General features: G+C 60.2%; 20 protein-coding genes. 10 read left to right on the top strand and 10 right to left on the bottom strand.

The annotated features are described in order from the left end of the window. On the bottom strand, positions 1–798 hold the full coding sequence (locus tag AB1J88_RS04635; RefSeq protein ID WP_430290349.1) for an isocitrate lyase/PEP mutase family protein: 798 nt from the start codon (positions 796–798) through the stop codon (positions 1–3). A gap of 31 nt (positions 799–829) precedes the next feature. Next, the gene (locus AB1J88_RS04640; RefSeq protein ID WP_430290351.1) at positions 830–1,912 is read right to left on the bottom strand and encodes a bifunctional transcriptional activator/DNA repair enzyme AdaA; all 1,083 of its coding nucleotides are present in this window, start codon (positions 1,910–1,912) and stop codon (positions 830–832) included. Between the two features lie 184 nt (positions 1,913–2,096). Here AB1J88_RS04640 and AB1J88_RS04645 point away from each other — a divergent pair, with 184 nt between their 5' ends. Further along, complete coding sequence (locus AB1J88_RS04645) at positions 2,097–2,510, top strand: VOC family protein (protein ID WP_430290352.1); 414 nt, start codon at positions 2,097–2,099, stop codon at positions 2,508–2,510. Here AB1J88_RS04645 and AB1J88_RS04650 read toward each other — a convergent pair. Continuing rightward, positions 2,507–3,127, bottom strand: coding sequence for a LysE family translocator (locus AB1J88_RS04650; RefSeq protein ID WP_047293666.1), 621 nt, complete (start codon positions 3,125–3,127; stop codon positions 2,507–2,509). The two genes, AB1J88_RS04645 and AB1J88_RS04650, sit on opposite strands and share 4 nt — an antisense overlap. 274 nt (positions 3,128–3,401) lie before the next feature. On the opposite strand from AB1J88_RS04650, the gene AB1J88_RS04655 reads away from it, so the two are divergent. Together AB1J88_RS04655 and AB1J88_RS04660 are read left to right on the top strand one after the other, a co-directional pair. Then, positions 3,402–4,016: a biliverdin-producing heme oxygenase gene (locus AB1J88_RS04655; protein WP_430290353.1), complete on the top strand. Its 615-nt coding sequence runs from the start codon at positions 3,402–3,404 to the stop codon at positions 4,014–4,016. Next, positions 4,013–6,259, top strand: coding sequence for an ATP-binding protein (locus AB1J88_RS04660; RefSeq protein WP_430290354.1), 2,247 nt, complete (start codon positions 4,013–4,015; stop codon positions 6,257–6,259). The genes AB1J88_RS04655 and AB1J88_RS04660 overlap by 4 nt, the downstream gene beginning before the upstream one ends. A gap of 86 nt (positions 6,260–6,345) precedes the next feature. On the opposite strand, the gene AB1J88_RS04665 is transcribed toward AB1J88_RS04660, so the two are convergent. Continuing rightward, positions 6,346–10,038, bottom strand: a complete 3,693-nt coding sequence (locus AB1J88_RS04665) for a hypothetical protein (RefSeq protein WP_430290355.1) — start codon at positions 10,036–10,038, stop codon at positions 6,346–6,348. A 295-nt stretch (positions 10,039–10,333) separates the two neighbouring features. Here AB1J88_RS04665 and AB1J88_RS04670 point away from each other — a divergent pair, with 295 nt between their 5' ends. Beyond that, positions 10,334–10,921, top strand: coding sequence for a LysE family translocator (locus AB1J88_RS04670; protein ID WP_108182964.1), 588 nt, complete (start codon positions 10,334–10,336; stop codon positions 10,919–10,921). A gap of 15 nt (positions 10,922–10,936) precedes the next feature. Here AB1J88_RS04670 and AB1J88_RS04675 read toward each other — a convergent pair whose 3' ends face one another. The 3 genes from AB1J88_RS04675 to AB1J88_RS04685 all read right to left on the bottom strand — a co-directional run bounded on the left by AB1J88_RS04675 (position 10,937) and on the right by AB1J88_RS04685 (position 13,213). After that, positions 10,937–11,770 (bottom strand): AraC family transcriptional regulator, encoded by an 834-nt coding sequence (locus tag AB1J88_RS04675; protein WP_222019080.1) that lies wholly within the window; start codon positions 11,768–11,770, stop codon positions 10,937–10,939. A gap of 35 nt (positions 11,771–11,805) precedes the next feature. Continuing rightward, entirely contained in the window at positions 11,806–12,309 is a 504-nt protein-coding gene (locus tag AB1J88_RS04680) for a VOC family protein (protein ID WP_430290356.1), read from the bottom strand. 235 nt (positions 12,310–12,544) lie between these two features. Next, positions 12,545–13,213, bottom strand: coding sequence for a class I SAM-dependent methyltransferase (locus AB1J88_RS04685; RefSeq protein ID WP_430290357.1), 669 nt, complete (start codon positions 13,211–13,213; stop codon positions 12,545–12,547). Positions 13,214–13,306: 93 nt separating this feature from the next. Between AB1J88_RS04685 and AB1J88_RS04690 the strand changes: the two genes are divergently transcribed. Continuing rightward, positions 13,307–13,699, top strand: a complete 393-nt coding sequence (locus AB1J88_RS04690) for a GFA family protein (RefSeq protein WP_108182960.1) — start codon at positions 13,307–13,309, stop codon at positions 13,697–13,699. Between the two features lie 129 nt (positions 13,700–13,828). On the opposite strand, the gene AB1J88_RS04695 is transcribed toward AB1J88_RS04690, so the two are convergent. After that, positions 13,829–14,659 carry an alpha/beta fold hydrolase gene (locus AB1J88_RS04695; RefSeq protein ID WP_108182958.1) on the bottom strand — a complete coding sequence of 277 codons (831 nt, stop codon included), beginning with the start codon at positions 14,657–14,659 and terminating at the stop codon, positions 13,829–13,831. 251 nt (positions 14,660–14,910) lie between these two features. On the opposite strand from AB1J88_RS04695, the gene AB1J88_RS04700 reads away from it, so the two are divergent. The 4 genes from AB1J88_RS04700 (at position 14,911) to AB1J88_RS04715 (ending at position 19,153) form a co-directional block, all read left to right on the top strand. Beyond that, the gene (locus tag AB1J88_RS04700) at positions 14,911–15,366 is read left to right on the top strand and encodes a (2Fe-2S)-binding protein (RefSeq protein WP_025111491.1); all 456 of its coding nucleotides are present in this window, start codon (positions 14,911–14,913) and stop codon (positions 15,364–15,366) included. 14 nt (positions 15,367–15,380) lie between these two features. Next, entirely contained in the window at positions 15,381–17,543 is a 2,163-nt protein-coding gene (locus AB1J88_RS04705; RefSeq protein ID WP_430290358.1) for a molybdopterin cofactor-binding domain-containing protein, read from the top strand. A 1-nt stretch (position 17,544) separates the two neighbouring features. Continuing rightward, entirely contained in the window at positions 17,545–18,123 is a 579-nt protein-coding gene (locus AB1J88_RS04710) for a hypothetical protein (RefSeq protein ID WP_041067306.1), read from the top strand. Positions 18,124–18,184: 61 nt separating this feature from the next. Beyond that, entirely contained in the window at positions 18,185–19,153 is a 969-nt protein-coding gene (locus tag AB1J88_RS04715; RefSeq protein ID WP_041067304.1) for a sensor domain-containing diguanylate cyclase, read from the top strand. Positions 19,154–19,275: 122 nt separating this feature from the next. Here the strand turns inward: AB1J88_RS04715 and AB1J88_RS04720 are convergent, their stop codons facing one another. Then, positions 19,276–19,701, bottom strand: coding sequence for a VOC family protein (locus AB1J88_RS04720; RefSeq protein ID WP_222019083.1), 426 nt, complete (start codon positions 19,699–19,701; stop codon positions 19,276–19,278). A gap of 110 nt (positions 19,702–19,811) precedes the next feature. On the opposite strand from AB1J88_RS04720, the gene AB1J88_RS04725 reads away from it, so the two are divergent. Further along, a complete protein-coding gene (locus AB1J88_RS04725) occupies positions 19,812–20,675 on the top strand; it encodes a LysR family transcriptional regulator (protein WP_430290359.1) in 864 nt (287 codons plus the stop codon). Positions 20,676–20,718: 43 nt separating this feature from the next. On the opposite strand, the gene fabI is transcribed toward AB1J88_RS04725, so the two are convergent. Beyond that, complete coding sequence (fabI, locus tag AB1J88_RS04730) at positions 20,719–21,513, bottom strand: enoyl-ACP reductase FabI (protein ID WP_003202751.1); 795 nt, start codon at positions 21,511–21,513, stop codon at positions 20,719–20,721. Between the last annotated feature and the right edge of the window lie 4 nt (positions 21,514–21,517).

The raw sequence follows: 21,517 nt of genomic DNA on the forward strand, positions 1-21,517 counted from the left end.
CTATTTCAGCAGACCGTTGACTTCGCCGTAGGTCAGCGCCTTCAGATCATGGGTATCGAGCTTGCCACTGGTGAGGAAGCTTTTCACCAGCGCACCCATCGCGCCATAGAGGAATTCGGCGATCCCGGACCCGGCGCTCAAGCGCCGCACGCCCAGGGCTTGCAGCTCGGTCGGCGAGGGCAGGCAGGCGAAGCCGAGCACGTTCACCGGCAGTGACGTGCCCTTGCAGATTGCCTCGATTTCATAAGCGGCGGTCACGCCAGCGGCAAACAGCCCATCGGCCCCAGCCGCCTGGTACAACGCCGAACGGCGCAGGGTTTCGGCGACGCGATCCTCGGCCGGTACCAGGCCCTTGAGGTAGACGTCAGTGCGCGCGTTGATGAACAGCTTCACACCACGCTTCTGAGCGACTTGCCGCGCCACTTCAATCTTGCGCGCCAACAGCTCCGGGGCGCCGCTACCGTCCTCGATATTGATCCCGACCGCACCGGCGGCGAGCACCGCGTCGACCACTTCGGCCACACGGCCAAGGTCATCGGAATAACCCGCCTCGATGTCCACGCTCAGCGGCACCTGGATCACCCGCGCGATGGATTCCACGGTTGAAATTAGCCGTTCGAGGGGCAGGGTGTTGCCGTCTGGGTAGCCATGCGCCCAAGCGACTGCCGCGCTGCTGGTCGCGACCGCTTTACCGCCCGCGTGCTCGACCAGTCGCGCGCCAGTGGCGTCGGCGACGTTGGTCAGGATCAGCAGACCTTCCTGGTGTAACTGGTGGAACCGAGTGTCGAGCGCGTTCATCGAGATTCCTTCTTGTGAGTGGTGCAAAGCGTCAGAAAGCCAGGGGTTGCGTGAGCTGCACCGCAGCGTTTTCCAGCCTCAGCAGAAACGCCTTGCGCGGCTGCCCACCACCATAGCCGGTCAGTGAGCCATCCGCACCGATCACCCGATGGCACGGCACCACGATCGACAACCGATTGTGCCCGTTGGCCAACCCCACCGCGCGACTGGCGCCGGGTTTGCCCAAACGTGCCGCGATGGCACCGTAGGTGCTGGTGTGGCCGAAGGGGATGTTCAGCAGTTCGTCCCAGACTTGCCGGTCGAACGTGCTGCCGGGCAGGTGCAGTGGCACGCTGAAGACGCTGCGGGTGCCGGCGAAATATTCCTTCAGTTGTTGTTCGATCTGCTGCAGATGCACATCGTGCCCCGGTGCGACCACGTAGCCGTGACGGGCCTGCAATTCCTCGACTTCGCGGGTCAGCGCCGGGCGGTCGAGAAACTCCAGCAACACCAGTCCCCGACGTTCGGCCATGGCGATCATCGGCCCCAGTGGTGTGGTCAGGCGGGTGAACAGCAGCGGTTCGCTGTTGGCCGCGCGGCCCGGGGTGATGTGGAAGGATTTCTGGAACGCGTCACGAAAACCGCTGAGTGATTCATAGCCGGAGTCAAACGCCGCGTGATCAATCGAGGCGCCCTGGCGAATGCCGCCCAGCGCCATGCCGAGCCGGCGCGTGCGCAGCCACGCATGAAAGGTCATGCCGAAATGCTGCTTGAACCAGCGTCGCAGCTTCAGCGGTTCGATGCCTTCGGCCAGCAACTGGGCGTCGCTCCAGCGCACTTCCGGGTCGGCATCGACGGCTTTGAGCAGGCGCTGTACCCAATCGGGTGCGATGGCCGCAGCGTCCAGCGGCTTGCAGCGCAGGCAGGCGCGATAACCGGCGCTCAGGCACTCATCGGCATGGGCGAAAAATTCGACGTTTTCCGGTTTCGGCTTGCGCGCCGTGCAACTGGGGCGGCAGAAGATCCCGGTGGTTTTCACGGCCGTGAAGAACACCCCCTCGTAGGCGGTGTCGCGTTCGAGCATGGCGCGAACCATCTCGGCGTGGGGTGGTAACAGTGCGGTTTGTATGTTCATGGCCTGAGCTTAAATCCAGGATTTCGATGGCTCCACCGAAAAATCGACAGTGAATTTCCAGAACCTCTGAACTACCGTGTAGGAGCTGCCGCAGGCTGCGATCTTTTGATCTTGTTTCTTAAAATCAAAAGCAAAAGATCGCAGCCTGCGGCAGCTCCTACAGAGTGGGTGAGGTGTCGAGTTCATGCATCCGTTTTCGATTCAACATATTGATCACATCGTCCTGCGTGTCGCCGATCTGCAGCGCAGTATCGATTTTTACCGCCAGGTCTTCGGTGCCGAGGTGGTCAGACACAACGAACCACTGGGTCTGGTGCACCTGCGCGCCGGAACTTCGATGATCGATCTCGTCGACTTGCAAGGCGAGCTGGGCAGGAAGGGCGGCGGTGCAGCCGGTACCGAGCGGCGCAACGTCGATCATTTCTGCCTGCGCATCGACCCGTTCGACGAGGCGGCGCTGGTCAGCCACTTGCAATCCTGCGGCCTGACCGTGGAAAAAGCCGCCAGACGCTTCGGCGCCGAGGGCTACGGCCTGTCGCTGTATTGCTTCGACCCGGACGGCAATCAGGTCGAACTCAAAGGCCCGTCCGAGGCTTAAGCACGTTTGGCGAACAACAGCACTGAAGCGGCCGCCGACAGCAGCCCTGCACAGCAACGGTTGAAGACCCGTTTGCCGCGCGGCTCGGCGAACCAGCGGCGCATGTGCAGGCCCATCCACGCATAGGCGCCGATCGCGATCCATTCCAGCAGCAGGAACAGTGCACCGAGCACGGCGAATTGCGCCGGCACCGGGCGGCTCGGGTCGACAAATTGCGGCAGGAACGCGGTGAACAGCAAAATCGCTTTCGGATTGCCCGCCGCCACCAGAAACTCCTGACGCGCCAGGCGCCAGAATCCCACCGACGCTCCCGCCACTTGCTGCTCGGCCTCGGGATTGGCGCGCCACAGTTGCCAGGCCAGGTACAGCAGATACGCCGCGCCGATGATCTTGATCGCATGGAACAGCCATTCCGAGGTCTGCAGCACCACTGACAGTCCGGCGCCGGCGAGGGCGATCATCCCGGCGAACGCGATAATCCGCCCGATACCGGCGGCGCAGGCCCGGCGATAGCCATAGCGGGTGGCATTGCTGACCGACAGCAAATTGTTCGGGCCGGGGGCCATATTCAAGGCAAAGCAGGCCGGAAGAAACAGCGTAAGCGTGGCGAGATCCATGGATGTGGGCTCCAGAAGCGATGCCGCATTTTTATCACAGGCGGCGGCCGCGTTGACCCATACAGTCTCGCGGCGCTGTCGCGGTACAGCCTTGGCAGTCCCTTCAATCCAGTCGAACTTTTCCGATTGGCCGGAACTCTCAAAAGTCTGAAGGCGATGGTTTCGTCAGAAAAATCTGTGCGCGAAGTCAGAAAAAGGCGTTTGCCGTGTAATATTCGTCCAAAGCTGCAAACACCCTGCCGGCCCCGAAGCGGCCCCACCAAGAGCGATTTACATGCAAGCAAAGGCCCGTGAAGTTTATGTGCCGCCGGTGCTGCAAGATCTGCGAGCCGGCACTGCCGAACTGCACATCGCACTGGAAAAACGTCTTCCTTTTTTCTCCAATACCCTCGATTCCAACGCTTTCGTACGGTTGATGCAGGCTTATTACGGTTTTTATCGGCCACTGGAAAGCGCATTGCTCGACAGCGGCGCGATCCCGGTGGATTTCGATCTTGCGCCACGCCTCAAATCGCAGATTTTGCTCGATGATTTGCAGGCTCTGGGTCTCACGACCGAGACCATCGCCCGTTTGCCACACTGTCAGACGTTGCCCGTGATCGACTCCGGGCCGACTTGCCTGGGTGTGTTGTACGTGCTGGAAGGGGCAACCCTCGGCGGGCAGATCCTGCGTCGCGAAATCGCTTCGCGGTTGAGCCTGGACGCCGACAATGGCGCGGCATTCCTCGACGTTTACGGCGCTGCCACCGGCCGCCGCTGGCGCGATTTCATTGATTACCTGGGCAGTCGACCGCTGAGTGCGGATGAACGTGAAGCCGTGGTTGCGGCGGCCCAATCCACATTCAGTTGTTTCGAGCGCTGGCTCGAAAGCCGGGAGGTACTGGCATGAACCCGCAAGACCAAGAAGCCTTTGAAGAACTGCTGGCCAACTGTGCCGACGAACCGATCCGCTTTCCGGGTGCCATCCAGCCCCATGGCCTGTTGCTGACCCTGAGCGAGCCGGCGCTGGAAATCATTCAGATCAGCGCCAACGTCGAGACCCTCTTGGCACGGCCGGCGCAGGAGCTGATCGGCCAGCCGCTGCACAGTCTGTTGGGTGAAGCGCCTGCCGCCGCTGTGCGCGATGCGCTGCAGCAACCGGTGTTCGCCGATGCCGGACCGCTGCATTTCCGCCTCAACGGCACCGCGTTCGAAGGTCTGCTGCACCGTCATCAAGGCGTGTTGATTCTGGAACTGGAAATCCACGTCGAAAACTTCCAGCCGCGTAACGTCGCCGGCAACCAGACCCATCTGGGACGCATGCTCCAGCGCTTGCAAGCAGCCACCACATTGCAGGCGCTGTATGACATCAGCGTCAAGGAAATCCAGGCGATGACCGGTTACGACCGGGTGCTGATCTACCGCTTCGAGGAGGAGGGCCACGGCCAGGTGATCGCCGAGGCGTCGGATCCGTCGATGGAAGTGTTCAACGGCCTGTTCTTCCCGGCCTCGGACATCCCCGAGCAAGCGCGCGAGCTGTACCGCACCAACTGGCTGCGGATCATCCCCAATGCCGATTACCAGCCGGTGCCGCTGGTGCCCAAGCTGCGCCCGGACATCCAGACCCCGCTGGACCTGAGTTTCGCCACCCTGCGCAGCGTCTCGCCGATTCATTGTCAGTACATGAAGAACATGGGCGTTCTGTCGTCGATGAGCATCTCGCTGCTCAAGGGTGACAAACTCTGGGGCCTGATCAGCTGTGGCAATCGCCAGCCGCTGCATGTGCCGCACGAGTTGCGCAGTGCCTGTCAGACCATCGGTCAGGTACTGTCGCTGCAGATCAGCGCGATGGAGGCGCTGGAACTCAGCCGTCAGCGTGAAGAAAAGGTCGAGGCACTGGCATTGCTCAAACAGGCCATGATCGACTCGCCGGAAAATGTCTTCGATGGTCTGGCGCAGCAACCGCAAGTGCTGATGGCGCTGGCCGGGGCCGGGGGCATTGCGATCATCGAAGACAAGCAGTTGCACCGTTACGGTAATTGCCCGGAGCCAGAAGACATTCGCGCCCTGCACAAGTGGCTGCAGGAAACCGGCGAGCCGGTGTTCGCCAGTCATCATCTGGCCAGCGTCTACCCGCCAGCCGCGCAGTTTCAGCAAGTGGCCAGCGGCGTGCTCGCCATGAGCCTGCCCAAACCGGTGGACAACGGCGTGTTGTGGTTCCGCCCCGAGGTCAAGGAGAACATCAACTGGAGCGGTGATCCGCGCAAGCCGCTGGATCTGGAAAACTCCGATGCCGGCCTGCGTCTGCGCCCGCGCACTTCGTTCGAAATCTGGAAAGTCGAGATGGCCGGGATCTCCACCAAATGGAGCCACGGCGATCTGTTTGCGGCCAATGACCTGCGCCGCTCGGCACTGGAAAACGACCTGGCCCGGCAGGTGCACCGCGAGCAGGAAGCGGTGCGCGCCCGGGATGAGCTGGTGGCGGTGGTTTCCCACGATTTGCGCAATCCGATGACCGTGATTTCCATGCTCTGCGGCATGATGCAGAAGACCTTCAGCTCAGATGGCCCGCACACCTCGCGGCGCATCTCCACCGCGATCGACACCATGCAGCAGGCCGCCGGGCGGATGAACACGCTGCTCGAAGATTTGCTCGACACCTCGAAAATCGACGCCGGGCGCTACACCATCGCCCCGCAGACCTTGGACGTCGGGCAGATGTTCGAGGAAACCCAATCCCTGCTTGGGCCGCTGGCGCTGGACAAGGACATCAGCATCTCGTTCCAGGCCGACCCCGACCTGAAAATCCATGCCGACCCGGAGCGCCTGTTTCAGGTGCTGTCGAACCTGATCGGCAACGCGATCAAGTTCACCCCGCGCAAAGGCTCAGTGGGCGTACTGGCCAAGTCTGACGGCAGGGAAATCGTGTTTACCGTGCGCGATACCGGTGAAGGCATTCCCAAGGAAAACCTGGCGCGGGTGTTTGACCGCTACTGGACGGTGAAAGAGGGCAACCCGACCGGAACCGGGCTGGGTTTGTACATCACGCAGGGGATTGTTGAGGCCCATGGCGGGCGCATCGAGGCCAGCAGTGAGCCGGGTGAGGGTACGGAGTTTCGGTTTACCGTGCCGGCGATGGTCGGGAGCGACTGACAGCCGTGAATTGTGACAGAACACAGCCCGGCAGGCGCTGGCCGGCCGGGCTGTGGGTCTACTCAGCGTAGCGATTTTGCGGGTCTTCAGTCCAGACCATGCAGCGCGCTGAATGCTTCTTTCGACAGCGGATTGAACCGGTTCTTTCGTATCTCGCTGATCGCATACAAGGCACGGCCCGTGCGGCCATTTCCATCACCAAAACCGTGGAAGCCAACCACTGTGCCGAGTAGCTGTTTGCTGAAGTGCTCGTGAGCGGTGTCCAGTTTCTTCAAATGCTCCTGCATCACGGCAAAGCCACTGATGCTACTGGCGTATTTCTTGTCGTTGACGCCTACACGAACAATGTCCGAGGTGGCAGGTGCGATGCTGACATGTAGCTGTCTGATCACGTCGGGGTCGGTCAACGCCTTATTGCTGTTAGCGTACTCTCGCAAGACGGCCACGATGCTGGCGAGATCGTTGCCCGGAGAATTCGAGGCATGAACGATCCAGGCGCCGGCTCGTTGGGCGTTATCGGTGAAGCCTTGAACGTTGTAGTGCGACTCTGGCAGCACACCGTTGTAAGGGGCTTTTCCCAGATCCTGTCTCAGCAGATTCTGCTGATGGCCCTTCATGTAGTTGACCTTGCGGGCCTCGATCTCGCTGACCGTTTCCAGCAAGTCGGTATATCCCTTGCCCGCCGAGCGTGCGGCCTGGAGATCGATACCGTTCTTTGCCAAGACTGTCGCCAGCAGTTCATCGATTGCCGTTTTGCCGATCAACGCTTCAAGCTCCTGTGCTTTTTGCAGCCTTCGCGTAGTGTCGATAACGGCTTTGTTGAAGAGGTGTTCCAGCTCCGCAGGGCTGGCGGTTTTCGGTAAAGGATTTTTCGTGTCTGTCAGTCGAGTGAGAATTTGGCTGGCACTTTCCAGGGTGTCGTCCTTGAACAGTGCCCGCGCATGAGCCACCGTCGGCAGGGTCATGCGAATCTCGGCCGCCGCCCCGGACTTGCTCAACGCTTTGACCAAGTCGTAGGAGCCACTGCTGGTAGTCGTCAGTCGACGCAACTGGCGGGCAGCTGTCATGCTGATCGAACTGCCAGCGTGGCTGAGCTTCAGCGCGCTTTTGCCTGCCAGCTTCCCGGCGCCGACGATCACTTGGGGAACACCGTCGACGGGGTTGAAGATTGACACCAGAATACTGCCGGCCACGCGCCCGAGGCTGAGCAGCCTGGTGCTGCTTGCCACTGCTTTTGCCAGCGCTCCGGCCGCCCCGATAAAGACAAAGGACACCGCGAGGGCGTCGATGACGCAACTGAAGGCGGCCCCACTGCGTTTATCCGGATCATCCGAAGTCAGTTGCTGGATACAGCCTCTGAATGGAATGAAGATGTTCAGAATGATGTTGGCAACGCGCTCGTACGCTTCCTGCTTTTCCTCGTATTCAGTCTGGTCATAGCCCATCCGGTAATATTCGTTGTAGGTGATGGGCGGGTTCTTTTGCGCAATAAAGTCGGCAATGTCTTTTAGCCTCGGCGATTGGTAACTTTCCATTGGCGATGTGTACCAGGCCGATTCTTCGTAGTGCGGCGCAAATTGACCAAACCGATCAAGCAGCATGCCGAACTCATGAACATCCGCATGCTCGGCCAGTTCCCAGTGGCGGCGCGGCAGTAATTTATTGATGTCCGTTTGTTCGCTCTGACCAGGCGTTGCACCCTGGAAGTAGGCTGCGTGCTCGGTAATGATGTTTTCCAGATAAGTAAGGCGCGGGAAATTCCCGGTCTTGCCGTTGGTCGGCCCGTCGAAGCTTGCGGTGTCTTCATTGAATGCATAGCCGCTGGCGAAAGCCTCGGCCAGGCGCTCGCTTTTGCGGCACACTCCCTGTAACGGGAACAACTCAAAGCAATGGTTTTTCGATTTGTGACGACACAGGATGACCACCCCGTGCGGGGAGAAGTGGTCGGCGCTGTGACCGGGGATATTGCGGTTGCCGCGCACCAGGTAGAGCGTTGAAGCACCCTGTGTCAGTGCTTCTCGATCACTCATGCCGAGCCGGGAGAATGCCAGCCGGATCATGGTGCTGATTCCCGACTTGAAGGTTTCGTGCTGCGGCTTGAGCTTATCGGCATACAACTGATTGATTGGCGCAAGGCTGGCCAAATCTGGATGCACGTCGTGCAAATTGCGCTTGGTCGATGTGCTGGTGAGGTTTTTACGGTGTAACTGGTTGGCAAGGTAAAGATTGATCACCGTGTCGCTGATCAGTCCCCCTTTATTGTGCGGCGAACGAAATACCTCCTGATGATGGTCGATGTCGGCATCGAACAGCGTTTGCTGCGCCAGTTTCCGTCGGCTGACCGGCGCAGCGGTTATCGACTTCAGCGCCGCCTCCAGTTCACCGGCATACGTGTTGTAGCGACTCACTGCCGCTGTTGCGATCTGCTCTTCCGATAATGCCGAGTCTTCACGGAGCATCACCTCGTTGATGTTTGCCCAATCCAGCACGCATTGCAGATTGAGTAATTGATGCAGGGCGCGTTGTGCATCGCTGAGCGGCGCAAGTGCGGCAAACTTCATCAGTTGCTCATAAGACAGTTTGCGCGACAACCCGGGAGCGATCCTTTCTGTCAGCATGACGGCCTTGCGCAACATGACCCAGCCTGGTGAACCGATCAGCAGTGTCGGCGGGGTAACGACCAGAAACTCCGGTGATTGCCCCGCCAGCACCAGTTCCACTGCCAGGTAAGCGGCGAATGGACTGACGCGGTTGATCTGCTCAAAATGGCTTTTGAGACGTGTCCGCGCCTGCGCCGGGGTTTCATGCACATACAGCGATTCATAACGCAGACTTCGATGAGTTTCGACCCGCTCATCCGAGCCCATGTCCAGGTCCAGCACGACCGCAGCGAGCAGTAACCGGCTGCGGGTGACCTCCGTTACCGTGTGTGCCTTGCCCTCGATCAGAAGTGCATCGAAACAGCGCTGAGCCAGACTTTTTGCCTCGCTCGTTTGCATCAGAATTTCCCACGCCAGTCGCGGATCTTCCTGCAGCAAGGCGCCGCTTCTCTTCTTGAGCAGCACATCCGTCAGGTAGTTGATCAACGGCTCGGAATACCGCCCCGAGTCAGCCATCAACGTTCGCACGACCTGCATGATCACAGGATACTGCTCCGGCTCGACTATCAGGGCGATATCCTGAGTCTCTTCGGAAATACCCCAGTAGTTAGCGAATTTTGGCGGCGCGGGCATTTTGAAGTTTAGGTAGTCGATCAAGTTTGCAAGGTCTGCATAATTTTCAGGTGGGTCAATTTCCTGAAACGCCAGCCAGTTGCGCAGTGGCACGGTGGCGCTGGAGGAAATAATGCCGCCAGAACGCCATGCGGTTTTCGACAAGAGTTCGATATCGTTCCGTAAAGACTCGATCTCATACAGTTCATCGGTAATGATAGTGTAGTGGATGTAAAAACCCGTAGCGCCGAACTCTTCATAGGCGGCGTAAACTTCACCATTGCTTCTGACCATAAAGAAGTGATCGGCAGGCAGGTCGAAGGAGGCAATGAATTCAATGAATTCTGGATGTTTGCTGAGTGAGCGCAGCAATAATTTGCCGGCGAGATGTTCACTGTCGAAACGGCTTCCCGAAACAACTTCCGTAGCGAGTTGCATGAAGTTTTCTTCAGCACGAAAGGCTTGTCGAAGGAAGTTTCGGTTCTCCAGAGCCTTGGCGATGTTCAGTCGTTCAGCTTCGTCGGCCGATGCAGGGGCAGTTGCAAAAAGGTTGCGATTAATGTCCATATTGACTTCTTCTGGTTCGGGTTATGTAGCGCAGCAGTCAGCCAAGTTGAATTGGCGGGTTGTGAAGTGGTCGGAAATATAAAACGTCGCGCAATGTTGGTGTTTCATTTTGAGTTGCTAGTTGTTATTAAAAGTATCGAGATGTCTGCGCGAAGTATTAAGTGGCAACAGAAACTTATTCTCCGCCTTCAAGTGCCTGAGTTGTGGCGCGGGTCGTGGGTGATTTTGTTCAATACGCGAGCCGGCGGCACTGTTTACTGTTGGCTTCTTGTTCCCCAATTGCAGCAGGTGCGTAATGAGTCTGATTGTGTCGATGGCGGCGTTTGCGCTGGTGGCGTCCATAACCCCGGGGCCGGTGAATATCGTCGCGCTGAGTTCCGGGGCGCAGTACGGCTTTCGAGCCAGTCAGCGGCACGTCGCGGGGGCGACGCTGGGCTTTGTGCTGTTGCTGGTGCTGATGGGTTTGGGCCTGCATGAAGTCCTGAAACTGTGGCCATTCCTGACCCGGGTGGTGCAATTGGCCGGGGTGGCGTTTCTGTTGTTCATGGCCTGGAAGCTGGCTGCCGATGACGGCCAGTTGCATGCCGGCGAAGCGGGGCGGGCGCCGTCGATGCTGTACGGCGCGGTGATGCAATGGCTTAACCCGAAAGCGTGGCTGGCCTGTGTGGCAGGAATGGGCGCGTTTGTCGCCGATGGCGAGGCGCGGCTGGTCTGGCAGTTCGCCGCAGTGTATCTGGTGATCTGTTATCTGTCGGTCGGTTGCTGGGTGTACGCCGGAACGTTTTTGCGGGGGTATCTGGGCAATCCGGCGGGGATGCGCCTGTTCAATCGCTTGATGGCTCTGTTGCTGGCGGCGAGCGCGGTTTATCTGCTGTTGCCGTGAGCCCGAAGTCGATGGTCAGCCGCGATATTGGCCGGGTGTCGCGGCCAGATGCTGTTTGAACGCGCGCTGAAAATGCGCCTGATCGGCAAACCCTGCTTCCAGTGCAACATCGGCAATCAGCTGGCCGCTGCGCAGGCGTTCGCGGGCAAACTGGATGCGCTGGTTGACCAGGAACGCGTGCGGCGTCATGCCGTAATGCTGTTTGAATGCACGGATCAGATACGACGGTGACAACTGCGCCGCCGTGCAGATGTCCTCCAGGCTGAGCAGGTCGGTGCAGTGTGCGCGGATGAAGTCGGCGGCGCGCTCGAGCTTGATATTCGGCTCGCGCAGCGCGGGTTCAGCCGGGTTCAGGCGCCATTGCAAATCACTGAAAAACTCCACCGCTGCGCTGTGTTTACGCAGTGCGTCCTGCTGCTCATCGACCAATATGGCGTAAAGCTCGCGCAGGTCACGAAACAGTCGCAGGTCATCCAGGTGCGTGGTGGAAAATCGCCGAAACTCAAGCTCCGCACTGAACCCCAACTGATGCTGCAGATCCGTCAGCCATGGCGTCTCGACATACAACATCAAGTACGACCACGGCTGATCATCGATCGGATTGCAGGCGTGCACGTCGCCCGGATTCATCAGCACCACGGTGCCGGCGGCGACTTCGAATGTCGATTGCTCATGCACATAAATGCTGCGCCCGGCCGTGATCGCGCCGATGGAAAAGTGCGCATGGGAATGGCGTGAGTAGCAGACCTCACGACCATCGGCGATGGCCCGCGCTTCGATGAAGGGCAGGGCATCGTCCCGCCAGAAGCGTGGGGCTTTTTGAGGGTTTTTGGCGGCAGCGTGTTTCATCGTTATGGTTCCCGGCAGGCCAGACCCGGAGTGTATTAGCTCTGGCCGGCAAAGGCCCGCTCCAGTTCGGCGATGTCGAGTTTTTTCATCGTGAACATGGCCTGCATCGCCCGTTGCGACTTGCTGGTGTCGGGGTCCAGCATCATGTGCATGAACGCCACGGGGACGATCTGCCACGACACGCCGAACTTGTCCTTGAGCCAGCCGCATTGCTGGGCCTCGACCGGGCCACCGGCCGACAGATTGCCCCAGAAATGGTCGACTTCTTCCTGATTCTGGCAGTTGACCTGAAACGAAATGGCTTCACTGAACTTGAACAGCGGCCCGCCGTTGAGGCCGGTGAAGGTCTGGCCGTCGAGTTCGAAGCTGACGGTCATCACCGCGCCTTCCGGCTTGCCGTGAAATTCCTGGCCGACCTTGCTGTAGTGGGTGAGGCCGGTGATTTTCGAATGATCGAAGATCGAGCAATAGAACTTCGCGGCGGCTTCGGCCTGATCATCGAACCACAGGCACGGCGTGATTTTCTGGAAACGTTGCATGGCAGTCATCCTCGGCAGGTTAGACACGCAGGATTTACAGCGTAGTCAGTCCTTGGTCGACTGGCGGTGCCGTAGATCGACAAGTGCAGTGCAATTCAGCAACACCCTGAACCTGTGGGAGCTGGCTTGCCAGCGATGAGGCCGGCACCTTCAGAAGTGATGTTGCCTGAGCCACCGCCATCGCTGGCAAGCCAGCTCCCACAATGTCTGTGACTCAGTCAGGATGTGCAGGAAGTCAGCGCCGTTCGGCGATCATCAGTAACGACTGCGGCACCGGGCTTTGCGGATGCTGCGGCTCTTGCAGGCTGACCAGGTGAAACCCGGCCATGTCCAGCGCGTTGCACCAGCTCGACAGCGTGCGGAAATACCACGGCATCGGCTGCCACTGGCCCTTGAACCCCACGAAGGACTCTTCACGCCAGCCATCCTGATAATTGCCGGCCGCCACGGCCCACGGATGCAGGGTCTGAATAATCATGGTGCCGCCCGAAACCAGCAACGCATGCATGGCGGCGAGCAATGGAATGATGTCCTGATGCAGCAGCGAGAAGTTGGCGCAGATCAAATCGTAATCACGGCCAATAGCGCCTTCGGCCTCGACCAGCGTCTGGTAACTGGCGACATGCACATTGGCTGAACCGGCCGCGCGTGCCGCCTCGATCAGCCTCGCATCACCGTCGACACCCACCGCATCGATGCTGCGATCCGCCAGCGCGCGCAACAACCAGCCTTCGCCGCAACCCAGATCCAGCACGCGTTCCGGTTGGCGGCCCATGATTGCCAGCAGGATCGCCTGATCGGTGACCTGCTGGCGGCTTTCGATGGCACCGCTGCGGATGACCTCGATCCAGGCATCAGCGTTGGCGTGCCAGCTCTGTAACAAGGTGGATTCAGGGGAGGACATGGCGCTGTCTCCGGCAAAGGGCAAATTGTGAGCGTTCGCTTGTACGGCTGCTATGTTCAAAGGCTGAACAGAGTCTGACAGAGGATAGACACCATGACCCCATTAACCGGCGGTTGCCTGTGCGGCGATGTTCGCTTCGAAGCTGCGGGCCAACCTTACCGCATCGGCATTTGCCATTGCCTCGACTGCCGCAAACATCACGGCGCATTGTTTCACGCATCGGCAATATTTCCCGAGAAGGCGGTGACCGTCAGCGGGACTCTCGGCGAGTATCAAGGGCGGGTGTTTTGCCCGCGCTGTGGTTCGCCAGTACTTGCACGTTCGGAGGATGAGATTGAAGTGAATGTCGGCTCGCTGGACGAGCCGAACCGGTTCAAGCCGACGTATGAGCTGTGGACCATCCGCCGGGAGTCATGGTTGCCAGCGCTGCCGCTGGCGCACCACTACGAACGTGATCGTGAAGGGACGGGCCGTACCGAGGCGTAGTACGCAGTCAAGCCAATCACCCAGTCCCCTGTGGGAGCTGGCTTGCCAGCGATGAGGCCGGCGCATCCACAATTGATGTTGCCTGATCCACCGCCATCGCTGGCAAGCCAGCTCCCACAATGATGTGTGTCACCCGCGAATAAACGCCAACAAATCCGCATTGATCGTCGGCGCCTCGGTTGTCGGCATTCCGTGCGGGAAGCCCGGATACGACTTCAGCGTGCCATTTGGCAGCAGTTTCGCCGACAAAGGCCCCGAGTTCGCATACGGCACGATCTGGTCGTCTTCGCCGTGCATTACCAGCACCGGCACGGTGACTTTTTTCAGGTCTTCGGTGAAGTCGGTCTGGGAGAACGCGACGATCCCGTCGTAATGCGCTTTGGCGCCGCCGATCATGCCCTGACGCCACCAGTTGCCGATGATCCCTTCCGAAGGTTTTGCTCCCGGGCGGTTATAGCCATAGAAAGGACCGCTGGGAATGTCGCGATAGAACTGCGCGCGATTGGCCGCCAGTTGTGCCTGAAAATCATCGAACACCGATTTCGGCAACCCACCGGGATTGCTTTCGGTCTGGACCATCAACGGTGGCACCGCGCTGATCAACACGCCTTTGGCCACGTTGTCCTGCCCATGTCGGGCGATGTAGTGGATGACCTCACCGCCGCCGGTGGAGTGGCCGACATGCACCACGTTCTTCACCCCCAGATACTGAACCACCGCCAGCGCATCGTCGGCGTAATGGTCCATGTCGTGGCCGTCCCAGACCTGGCTCGAACGTCCATGGCCCCGACGGTCATGGGCAATCACCCGAAAGCCCTGGCCCAGGAAGAACAGCATCTGCGCATCCCAGTCGTCCGAGCTGAGTGGCCAGCCGTGGTGGAAGTGGATCACCGGAGCGTCCTTCGGGCCCCAGTCCTTGTAGAAGATATCGACGCCGTCTTGAGTGGTGACAAATCCCATGTTCGCGACTCCTGACCAATGTGATGGGTGACCGCGCTCGTCGCAAACCGGTGGTGCTGGCTCGGGTGAGCGCCGTTATCAGCCAGAAGATTAAAGTCGACATTTTTACGTTGAGGCATGACCGGTGGTCGCAACGTCTGGCTTGCGGCGCAATTTGGGCTTTGCTGAAAGGGATAAGCCGAGGCACGCACTGGCTTCGATGGCCGTAGCGACGCCCCTTCAGAACACCGTGAGTCTGAGGAAAATCCCCGATGCTGACCTTGAATATCAATGGCAAGGATCAGGAACTCGATGTGCCGGCAGACATGCCGCTGCTCTGGGTCCTGCGTGATGTGGCGCACCTGACCGGTACCAAATTCGGCTGTGGCATGGCCCAGTGCGGTGCCTGCACCGTACACGTTGATGGGGCACCGTTGCGTGCCTGTATCACGCCCGCCACTGCCGTGGCCAACGGTCAGAAAATCCTCACCATCGAAGGCCTGTCCACCGACGGCTCGCACCCGGTGCAGCAAGCCTGGGCCGAACTCGACGTGGTGCAATGCGGTTACTGTCAGTCCGGGCAGATCATGTCTGCCGCCGCGCTGCTTGCGAAAATCCCCAAACCTACCGACAGCGATATCGATCAGGCGCTCTCCGGCAACATTTGCCGCTGCGGCACCTATCCGCGAATCCGCGCAGCAGTGAAACGTGCGGCCGAAATTGGCTGATTGGGAGATAGACGATGAACAGTCCTGTATCGCGTCGCGGCTTTCTCAAGGGCAGTGCCGTGCTGGGTGGCGGTCTGGTGGTGGCGTTTGTCGTGCCCGGTGCCCATCGGTTTGCGCGGGCAGCGGAGAATGAAGGCAAGGTCTTCGCGCCGAATGCGTTTTTGCGTATCGCCGCCGACAACAGCGTGACGGTGTTGCTCGGGCATTCGGAAATGGGCCAAGGCATCTGGACTGGCCTGACCATGTTGATCGCCGAAGAACTGGACGCCGATTGGTCGACGATCCGCGTCGAACACTCGCCGGCCTCGGCGGCCAATTACGGCATGCCGGCGTTTGGCGGGATGCAGATTACCGGCGGCTCGACCTCGACCTGGATGGAGTTCGACCGTTACCGGCTGGCCGGGGCCACGGCGCGGCAGATGCTGGTGGAAGCGGCGGCCAAGCGCTTCAACGTTGCTGCGTCGACGATTCGCACCGAATCGGGCGTAGTGATTGCCGGCGATAAACGCGCGACGTACGGCGAACTGGCAGACGCTGCCGGGCAACTGCCAGTGCCGGATCCGAAGTCGATCACCTTCAAGGAGGCCAAGGACTGGAAGGTCATCGGCAAACCGACCAAACGCCTCGACACCCCGGAGAAAATCACCGGGCGCGCCAAGTTCGGTATGGACGTGCAGTTCGACGGCTTGATGACCGCGATGGTCGCGCGGGCGCCAGTGTTCGGAGCCACGGTCAAATCCTTTGAGGGGGCCGAGGCGCTGGCGGTGCCCGGCGTGCACAAAGTGGTGCAGGTGCCGACCGGCGTGGCGGTGATCGCCGAGCATTATTGGGCGGCGAAACTCGGTCGCGATGCCTTGAAAGTCGATTGGGACAGGGGGCCACACGCGGACCTGAGCAGTCAGGGCCTGCTCGACAGTTTCCGCAAGCTGGCAGCGACACCGGGCACTTCCGCCAGTCAGGCCGGGGATCCGCAGGGCAACTTCAATAAAGCGGCGAAGAAAATCGACGTCGAGTACAGCGTGCCGTATCTGGCGCATGCACCGATGGAACCGCTCAACTGCACGGTGAAGATCAGCGCCGACAAGTGCGAAATCTGGACCGGCACGCAATTCCAGACCCTCGACCAGATGGTCGCCGGCAAGATCACCGGACTCAAACCGGAGCAGGTGGAGATTCACACCGAGTTTCTGGGCGGCGGTTTCGGGCGCCGGGCCAATCCGACTTCGGACTTCGTCGCTGAAGCCGTGCAAGTGGCGAAAGCTGCCGGGATGCCGGTGAAAACCGTGTGGTCCCGTGAGGATGACATTCGCGGCGGTTATTACCGCTCGATGTTCCTGCATCAGGCGCGCATCGGCCTCGACGGGCAGGGCATGCCGTTGAGCTGGCAGCATGTGCTGGTCGGTCAATCGATCATGGCCGGCACCATGCTCGAACAGACCATGGTCAAGAACGGCATCGACGCAACCTCGGTCGAAGGTGTGGCTGACAGCCCGTATATCAAAGGCCTGTCTCATCAACAGGTCGAGCTGCATTCGCCGCAGACCGGGATCAACGTGCTGTGGCTGCGTTCGGTGGGGCACAGCCACACCGCGTTCGTCATGGAGTCGCTGATCGATGAAATGGCCACGGCGGCCGGCAAGGACCCGGTGGAATACCGGCGAACGTTGCTCAAGGATCATGCGCGCCATCTCGGAGTGCTGAATCTGGCGGTGGAGAAGGCCAACTGGACAGCGCCATTGCCGGACGGGCATGCGCTGGGCGTGGCGGTGCACGAGTCGTTCGGCAGTTATGTGGCGCAGGTGGCCGAGGTCTCCCAGGACAATCTGGCGATCCGCGTGCACCGCGTGGTGTGTGCGGTGGATTGCGGGATCGCGGTCAATCCGCAGAGCATCGCGGCGCAGATGGAATCGTGCATCACCTTTGGCCTGGGCATGGCGCTGTACAGCAAGCTGACGGTCAAGGACGGCGCGGTGGTGCAATCCAATTATCACGACTATCAGGTGCTGCGCCTCAATGAGATGCCGCTGGTCGAAGTGCATATCGTGCCCAGCAGCGACAAGCCCGGGGGCATCGGTGAGGCGGGGGTTCCGCCCACCGCGCCGGCGGTGGCCAACGCGGTGTATGCACTGACCGGGCAACGTTTGCGTGAACTGCCGCTGCAACTGTCGGGGGTGTGAGATGAAACGACATCTGCTATTGGGCACGGTGATTCTGCTCGGGCTGGGCGGCTATGCTTCGGACCTGTTCGCCGATGATCAGGAGGCGCTCAAGGCGTTCGGCACGGTGCAGAAGGTGTTCCAGAGCCCGCGTTGCCAGAACTGCCACATTCCCGGCGACTCGCCGCTGCAATTCGATGCCGGCAAACCGCACGCGATGAATGTCGTGCGCGGCATGGACGGCAAGGGTGCCGCCGGTTTGCCTTGCGCCACCTGTCATGCCGAGCGCAACCCGCCCGACAGTTATGGCCCGCATGCGCCTCCGGGGGCGCCGCACTGGAGCCTGCCACCGGCGGCGCACAAGATGGCCTGGATTGGCCTGCCGCCGGACAAGTTGTGCGCGATGATCAAGGATCGTTCCAGCAACGGCGACCGTGATTTCGCCGCGCTGATCAAACATGTCAGCGACGACAAACTGGTGCTGTGGGGCTGGAATCCCGGAGCCGGGCGCGCGCCGGTGCCAGTGCCGCATGATATTTTTGTGGCCCAGTTCAAGCTTTGGGCCGATGCCGGCGGGCCGTGCCCGGTGGCGGGCGGCTGAGTGTGTGAGTCGCTGGCGATTCAAGCTACTCTAACGGTCGTTGACCCTGATGGAGTGCGTGATGCTGGCCCCGATCAAACCTGCCAATGAAGCTGTGCGAATCCAGGCATTGCACGGACTGAACGTCCTGGACTCTGCACCCGAAGAACGTTTCGACCGTTTGACGCGTCTGGCCAAACGGCTGTTCAACGTGCCGATTGCGTTGGTCACGCTGGTCGACAAGGATCGGCAATGGTTCAAGTCGTGCGTCGGCCTCGACGTCAACGAAACCCCACGGGATGTGTCGTTCTGTGGGCACGCGATTCTTCAGGATGAATTGCTGCTGGTGCCGGATGCCAAGCAAGACAAACGCTTTCATGACAATCCGCTGGTGACCGGCGAGCCGAACATCCGTTTTTACGCGGGCTACCCGCTGACCGTGCCCAACGGCAACAAGATGGGCACGCTGTGCCTGATCGACACCAGGCCGCGCGAGCTCGATGACGAGGAGCGCGGGCTGTTGCGCGATCTGGCCGGGATGGCCGAGCAGGAATTGATGGCGGTGCAGATGGCGAACATGGACGAGCTGACGCTGCTGTCCAACCGCCGTGGCTTCAAGGCCCTTGCTCAGTATGCGCTGGAGGCCTGCAAGCACCGGGACAAACCGGCAACGCTGCTGTTTTTCGATCTCAATGACTTCAAACACATCAATGATCACTATGGGCATGCCGAAGGCGACAGTGCGCTGAAGACCTTCGCCGACGTGCTGCGCATCGCTTTTCGCGAGAGCGACGTGGTCGGGCGCTTGGGCGGTGACGAGTTCGTGGCGCTGCTGACCGGCTCCAGTCACGTCGAAACCACGGCGATCATGGCGCGGCTCAAGGACATCCTCGACGAGCGCAATACGATGTTGCAACGCGGCTACGACATCCGCTTCAGCGTCGGCCAGATCGAATACGATCCGCAACGCCATGACACAGTGGATCGGTTACTGGCTGATGCCGATAGCGCAATGTACGAACACAAGCAGCAATTGAAGCGCGGTCATTGAGGGCCTCATCGCTGGCAAGCCAGCTCCCACAGATTTCGCGGGTGCTCACAAAATCCAGCCACACCGCAGAACCTTGTGGGAGCTGGCTTGCCAGCGATAGCGGCCGGTAAGGCGCCACACTTCTATTTGGCAAACAACTGACCGATATCCTTGAACGCCTTGAACTCCAGCGCATTGCCACACGGGTCGAACAGAAACATCGTCGCCTGTTCGCCCACCAGGCCCTGAAAGCGAATCCCCGGCTCAATCACAAACCGCGTGCCCAGCGACGTCAGACGTTCGGCCAGCGCCTGCCATTGCGCCATCCCCAGCACCACCCCGAAATGCGGCACCGGCACGTCATGCCCGTCCACGGCATTGGTGTGGGCGGCTTCCTGTGCAGCGTTTTTCGGCGCCAGATGAATCACCAGTTGATGGCCGAAGAAGTTGAAGTCGACCCAGTGTGCGCTGGAACGACCTTCCTCCAGCCCGAAGACTTCGCGGTAAAAATGCCGTGCGGCGGCCAGGTCATAGACGGGGATGGCCAGATGAAAAGGGTTGAGCTGCATGGGGAATTCTCAATCAAGGGGAAGTTGTTTGAGTCTAGTGCTGTGAAAGGTGATCGAAAGACGATATTTTTTGCGCCGAGCTCAAATTATTTCGATCAGTCGAGGTGCGCATGCTGCGTGAACTGAAGACCTTTCTCGCGGTGGCGCGCCATGGCACGTTTGCCGCTGCCGGGCTGCACATCGGCTTGACGCAGTCTGCAGTCAGCGCGCAGATCCGCAATCTCGAACAGGCCTTGGGTATTCGCCTGTTCGACCGCACCGGTCGTCAGGCGACGCTCAATCCGGCCGGGCAACGCGCCGTGCCGATGGCGCAGGAAATGCTCGCGATTTTCAACCGCATGGGCGAGAGCGAGGAGGTCAGCGAGTTTCGCGGCGAGCTGAGAATCGGCGCGGTGGCGACTGCACAGACCGGGCTGCTGCCTCAGGCGTTGTTGCGCTTGCGTCAGCAGGCACCGGGCGTGGAGCCGAAACTGGTGCCGGGGGTGTCGCTGAACCTGTTGAGTCAGGTGGATGCCGGGGAAGTCGATCTGGCGATCATGATCAAGCCGCCGTTCGAATTGCCCAAGGAGCTGTCGGCGCAGGTGATTCGTCGCGAACCCTTCGTTCTGATCGTGCCGACAACGGTCGAGGGCGATGATCCGCTGCAACTGCTGGCCGAACACTCTCAGGTGCGCTACGACCGCAATTCGTTTGGCGGACGACTGGTGTCGCGGTTTCTGCGTGAGCAGCGGATAGACGTCCACGTAGCGCTGGAGCTGGATGAGCTGGAAGCGATTGTGAAAATGGTCGAGTGCGGGCTTGGGGTTTCGTTGCTGCCAAGAGCCGGATTGTGGCTGGAGCATCCGTTGAGGGTGAGGGTGATCGAATTGGGTGAGTTGACGTTCTATCGCGAGATGGTGCTGTTGCAGCGTTACAGCCAGCGCAGCCAGCCGATTCAGCAGTTGTTCGCCCGTTGCCTGGAATCGCAGGCATGAAAAAGCCCGCCTATTGGCGGGCTTTTTATCGGCAGCGCGAAAATTACTCTTCGATGTTGCCCATGGCGGTGGTGTTGAAGCCGCCGTCCACGTACATGATTTCACCGCTGATGCCCGACGCCAGGTCGGAGCACAGGAAGGCGCCGGCGTTGCCGACTTCTTCGATGGTGACGTTGCGGCGCAGTGGGGTTTGCGCTTCGTTGGCGGCCAGCATCTTGCGGAAGTTCTTGATGCCCGAGGCGGCCAGGGTACGGATCGGGCCAGCCGAAACGCAGTTGACGCGGGTGCCGTCCGGGCCCAGGGAACCGGCCAGGTAACGTACGCCAGCTTCCAGCGAAGCCTTGGCCATGCCCATCACGTTGTAGTTCGGCATGGTGCGTTCGGCGCCCAGGTACGACAGGGTCAGCAGGCTGCCGTTGCGGCCTTTCATCATTTCGCGACCAGCCTTGGCCAGGGCCACGAAGCTGTAGGCGCTGATGTCGTGAGCGATGCGGAAACCTTCACGGGTGGTGGCTTCGGTGAAGTCGCCGTCCAGTTGGTCGCCCGGGGCGAAGCCGACGGAGTGCACGATGCAGTCCAGGCCGTCCCACTTCTTGCTCAGTTCTTCGAAGACCTTGGCGATTTCTTCATCGCTGGCCACGTCGCACGGGAAGCACAGCTCAGGGCTCGAACCCCAGCCTTGAGCGAATTCCTCAACACGACCTTTCAGTTTGTCGTTCTGATAAGTGAAGGCAAGCTCAGCGCCCTCGCGATGCATGGCGGCAGCGATGCCGGATGCGATGGACAGCTTGCTGGCGACACCGACGATCAGTACGCGCTTACCGGCGAGAAAACCCATGTGT

The organism is Pseudomonas sp. S8 (genome assembly GCF_050473925.1).
GTDB classification, from domain to species: domain Bacteria; phylum Pseudomonadota; class Gammaproteobacteria; order Pseudomonadales; family Pseudomonadaceae; genus Aquipseudomonas; species Aquipseudomonas parakoreensis.

Bases quoted from the DNA above. Each gene is read 5' to 3' on its own strand.
- AB1J88_RS04700 (WP_025111491.1), top strand. From the start codon at position 14,911: ATGCTGACCTTGAATATCAATGGCAAGGATCAGGAACTCGATGTGCCG.
- AB1J88_RS04695 (WP_108182958.1), bottom strand. From the start codon at position 14,659: ATGGGATTTGTCACCACTCAAGACGGCGTCGATATCTTCTACAAGGAC.
- AB1J88_RS04690 (WP_108182960.1), top strand. From the start codon at position 13,307: ATGACCCCATTAACCGGCGGTTGCCTGTGCGGCGATGTTCGCTTCGAA.
- fabI (WP_003202751.1), bottom strand. From the start codon at position 21,513: ATGGGTTTTCTCGCCGGTAAGCGCGTACTGATCGTCGGTGTCGCCAGC.
- AB1J88_RS04665 (WP_430290355.1), bottom strand. From the start codon at position 10,038: ATGGACATTAATCGCAACCTTTTTGCAACTGCCCCTGCATCGGCCGAC.
- AB1J88_RS04650 (WP_047293666.1), bottom strand. From the start codon at position 3,127: ATGGATCTCGCCACGCTTACGCTGTTTCTTCCGGCCTGCTTTGCCTTG.
- AB1J88_RS04635 (WP_430290349.1), bottom strand. From the start codon at position 798: ATGAACGCGCTCGACACTCGGTTCCACCAGTTACACCAGGAAGGTCTG.
- AB1J88_RS04640 (WP_430290351.1), bottom strand. From the start codon at position 1,912: ATGAACATACAAACCGCACTGTTACCACCCCACGCCGAGATGGTTCGC.
- AB1J88_RS04655 (WP_430290353.1), top strand. From the start codon at position 3,402: ATGCAAGCAAAGGCCCGTGAAGTTTATGTGCCGCCGGTGCTGCAAGAT.
- AB1J88_RS04675 (WP_222019080.1), bottom strand. From the start codon at position 11,770: ATGAAACACGCTGCCGCCAAAAACCCTCAAAAAGCCCCACGCTTCTGG.
- AB1J88_RS04670 (WP_108182964.1), top strand. From the start codon at position 10,334: ATGAGTCTGATTGTGTCGATGGCGGCGTTTGCGCTGGTGGCGTCCATA.
- AB1J88_RS04645 (WP_430290352.1), top strand. From the start codon at position 2,097: ATGCATCCGTTTTCGATTCAACATATTGATCACATCGTCCTGCGTGTC.
- AB1J88_RS04680 (WP_430290356.1), bottom strand. From the start codon at position 12,309: ATGCAACGTTTCCAGAAAATCACGCCGTGCCTGTGGTTCGATGATCAG.
- AB1J88_RS04705 (WP_430290358.1), top strand. From the start codon at position 15,381: ATGAACAGTCCTGTATCGCGTCGCGGCTTTCTCAAGGGCAGTGCCGTG.
- AB1J88_RS04725 (WP_430290359.1), top strand. From the start codon at position 19,812: ATGCTGCGTGAACTGAAGACCTTTCTCGCGGTGGCGCGCCATGGCACG.
- AB1J88_RS04660 (WP_430290354.1), top strand. From the start codon at position 4,013: ATGAACCCGCAAGACCAAGAAGCCTTTGAAGAACTGCTGGCCAACTGT.
- AB1J88_RS04685 (WP_430290357.1), bottom strand. From the start codon at position 13,213: ATGTCCTCCCCTGAATCCACCTTGTTACAGAGCTGGCACGCCAACGCT.
- AB1J88_RS04710 (WP_041067306.1), top strand. From the start codon at position 17,545: ATGAAACGACATCTGCTATTGGGCACGGTGATTCTGCTCGGGCTGGGC.
- AB1J88_RS04720 (WP_222019083.1), bottom strand. From the start codon at position 19,701: ATGCAGCTCAACCCTTTTCATCTGGCCATCCCCGTCTATGACCTGGCC.
- AB1J88_RS04715 (WP_041067304.1), top strand. From the start codon at position 18,185: ATGCTGGCCCCGATCAAACCTGCCAATGAAGCTGTGCGAATCCAGGCA.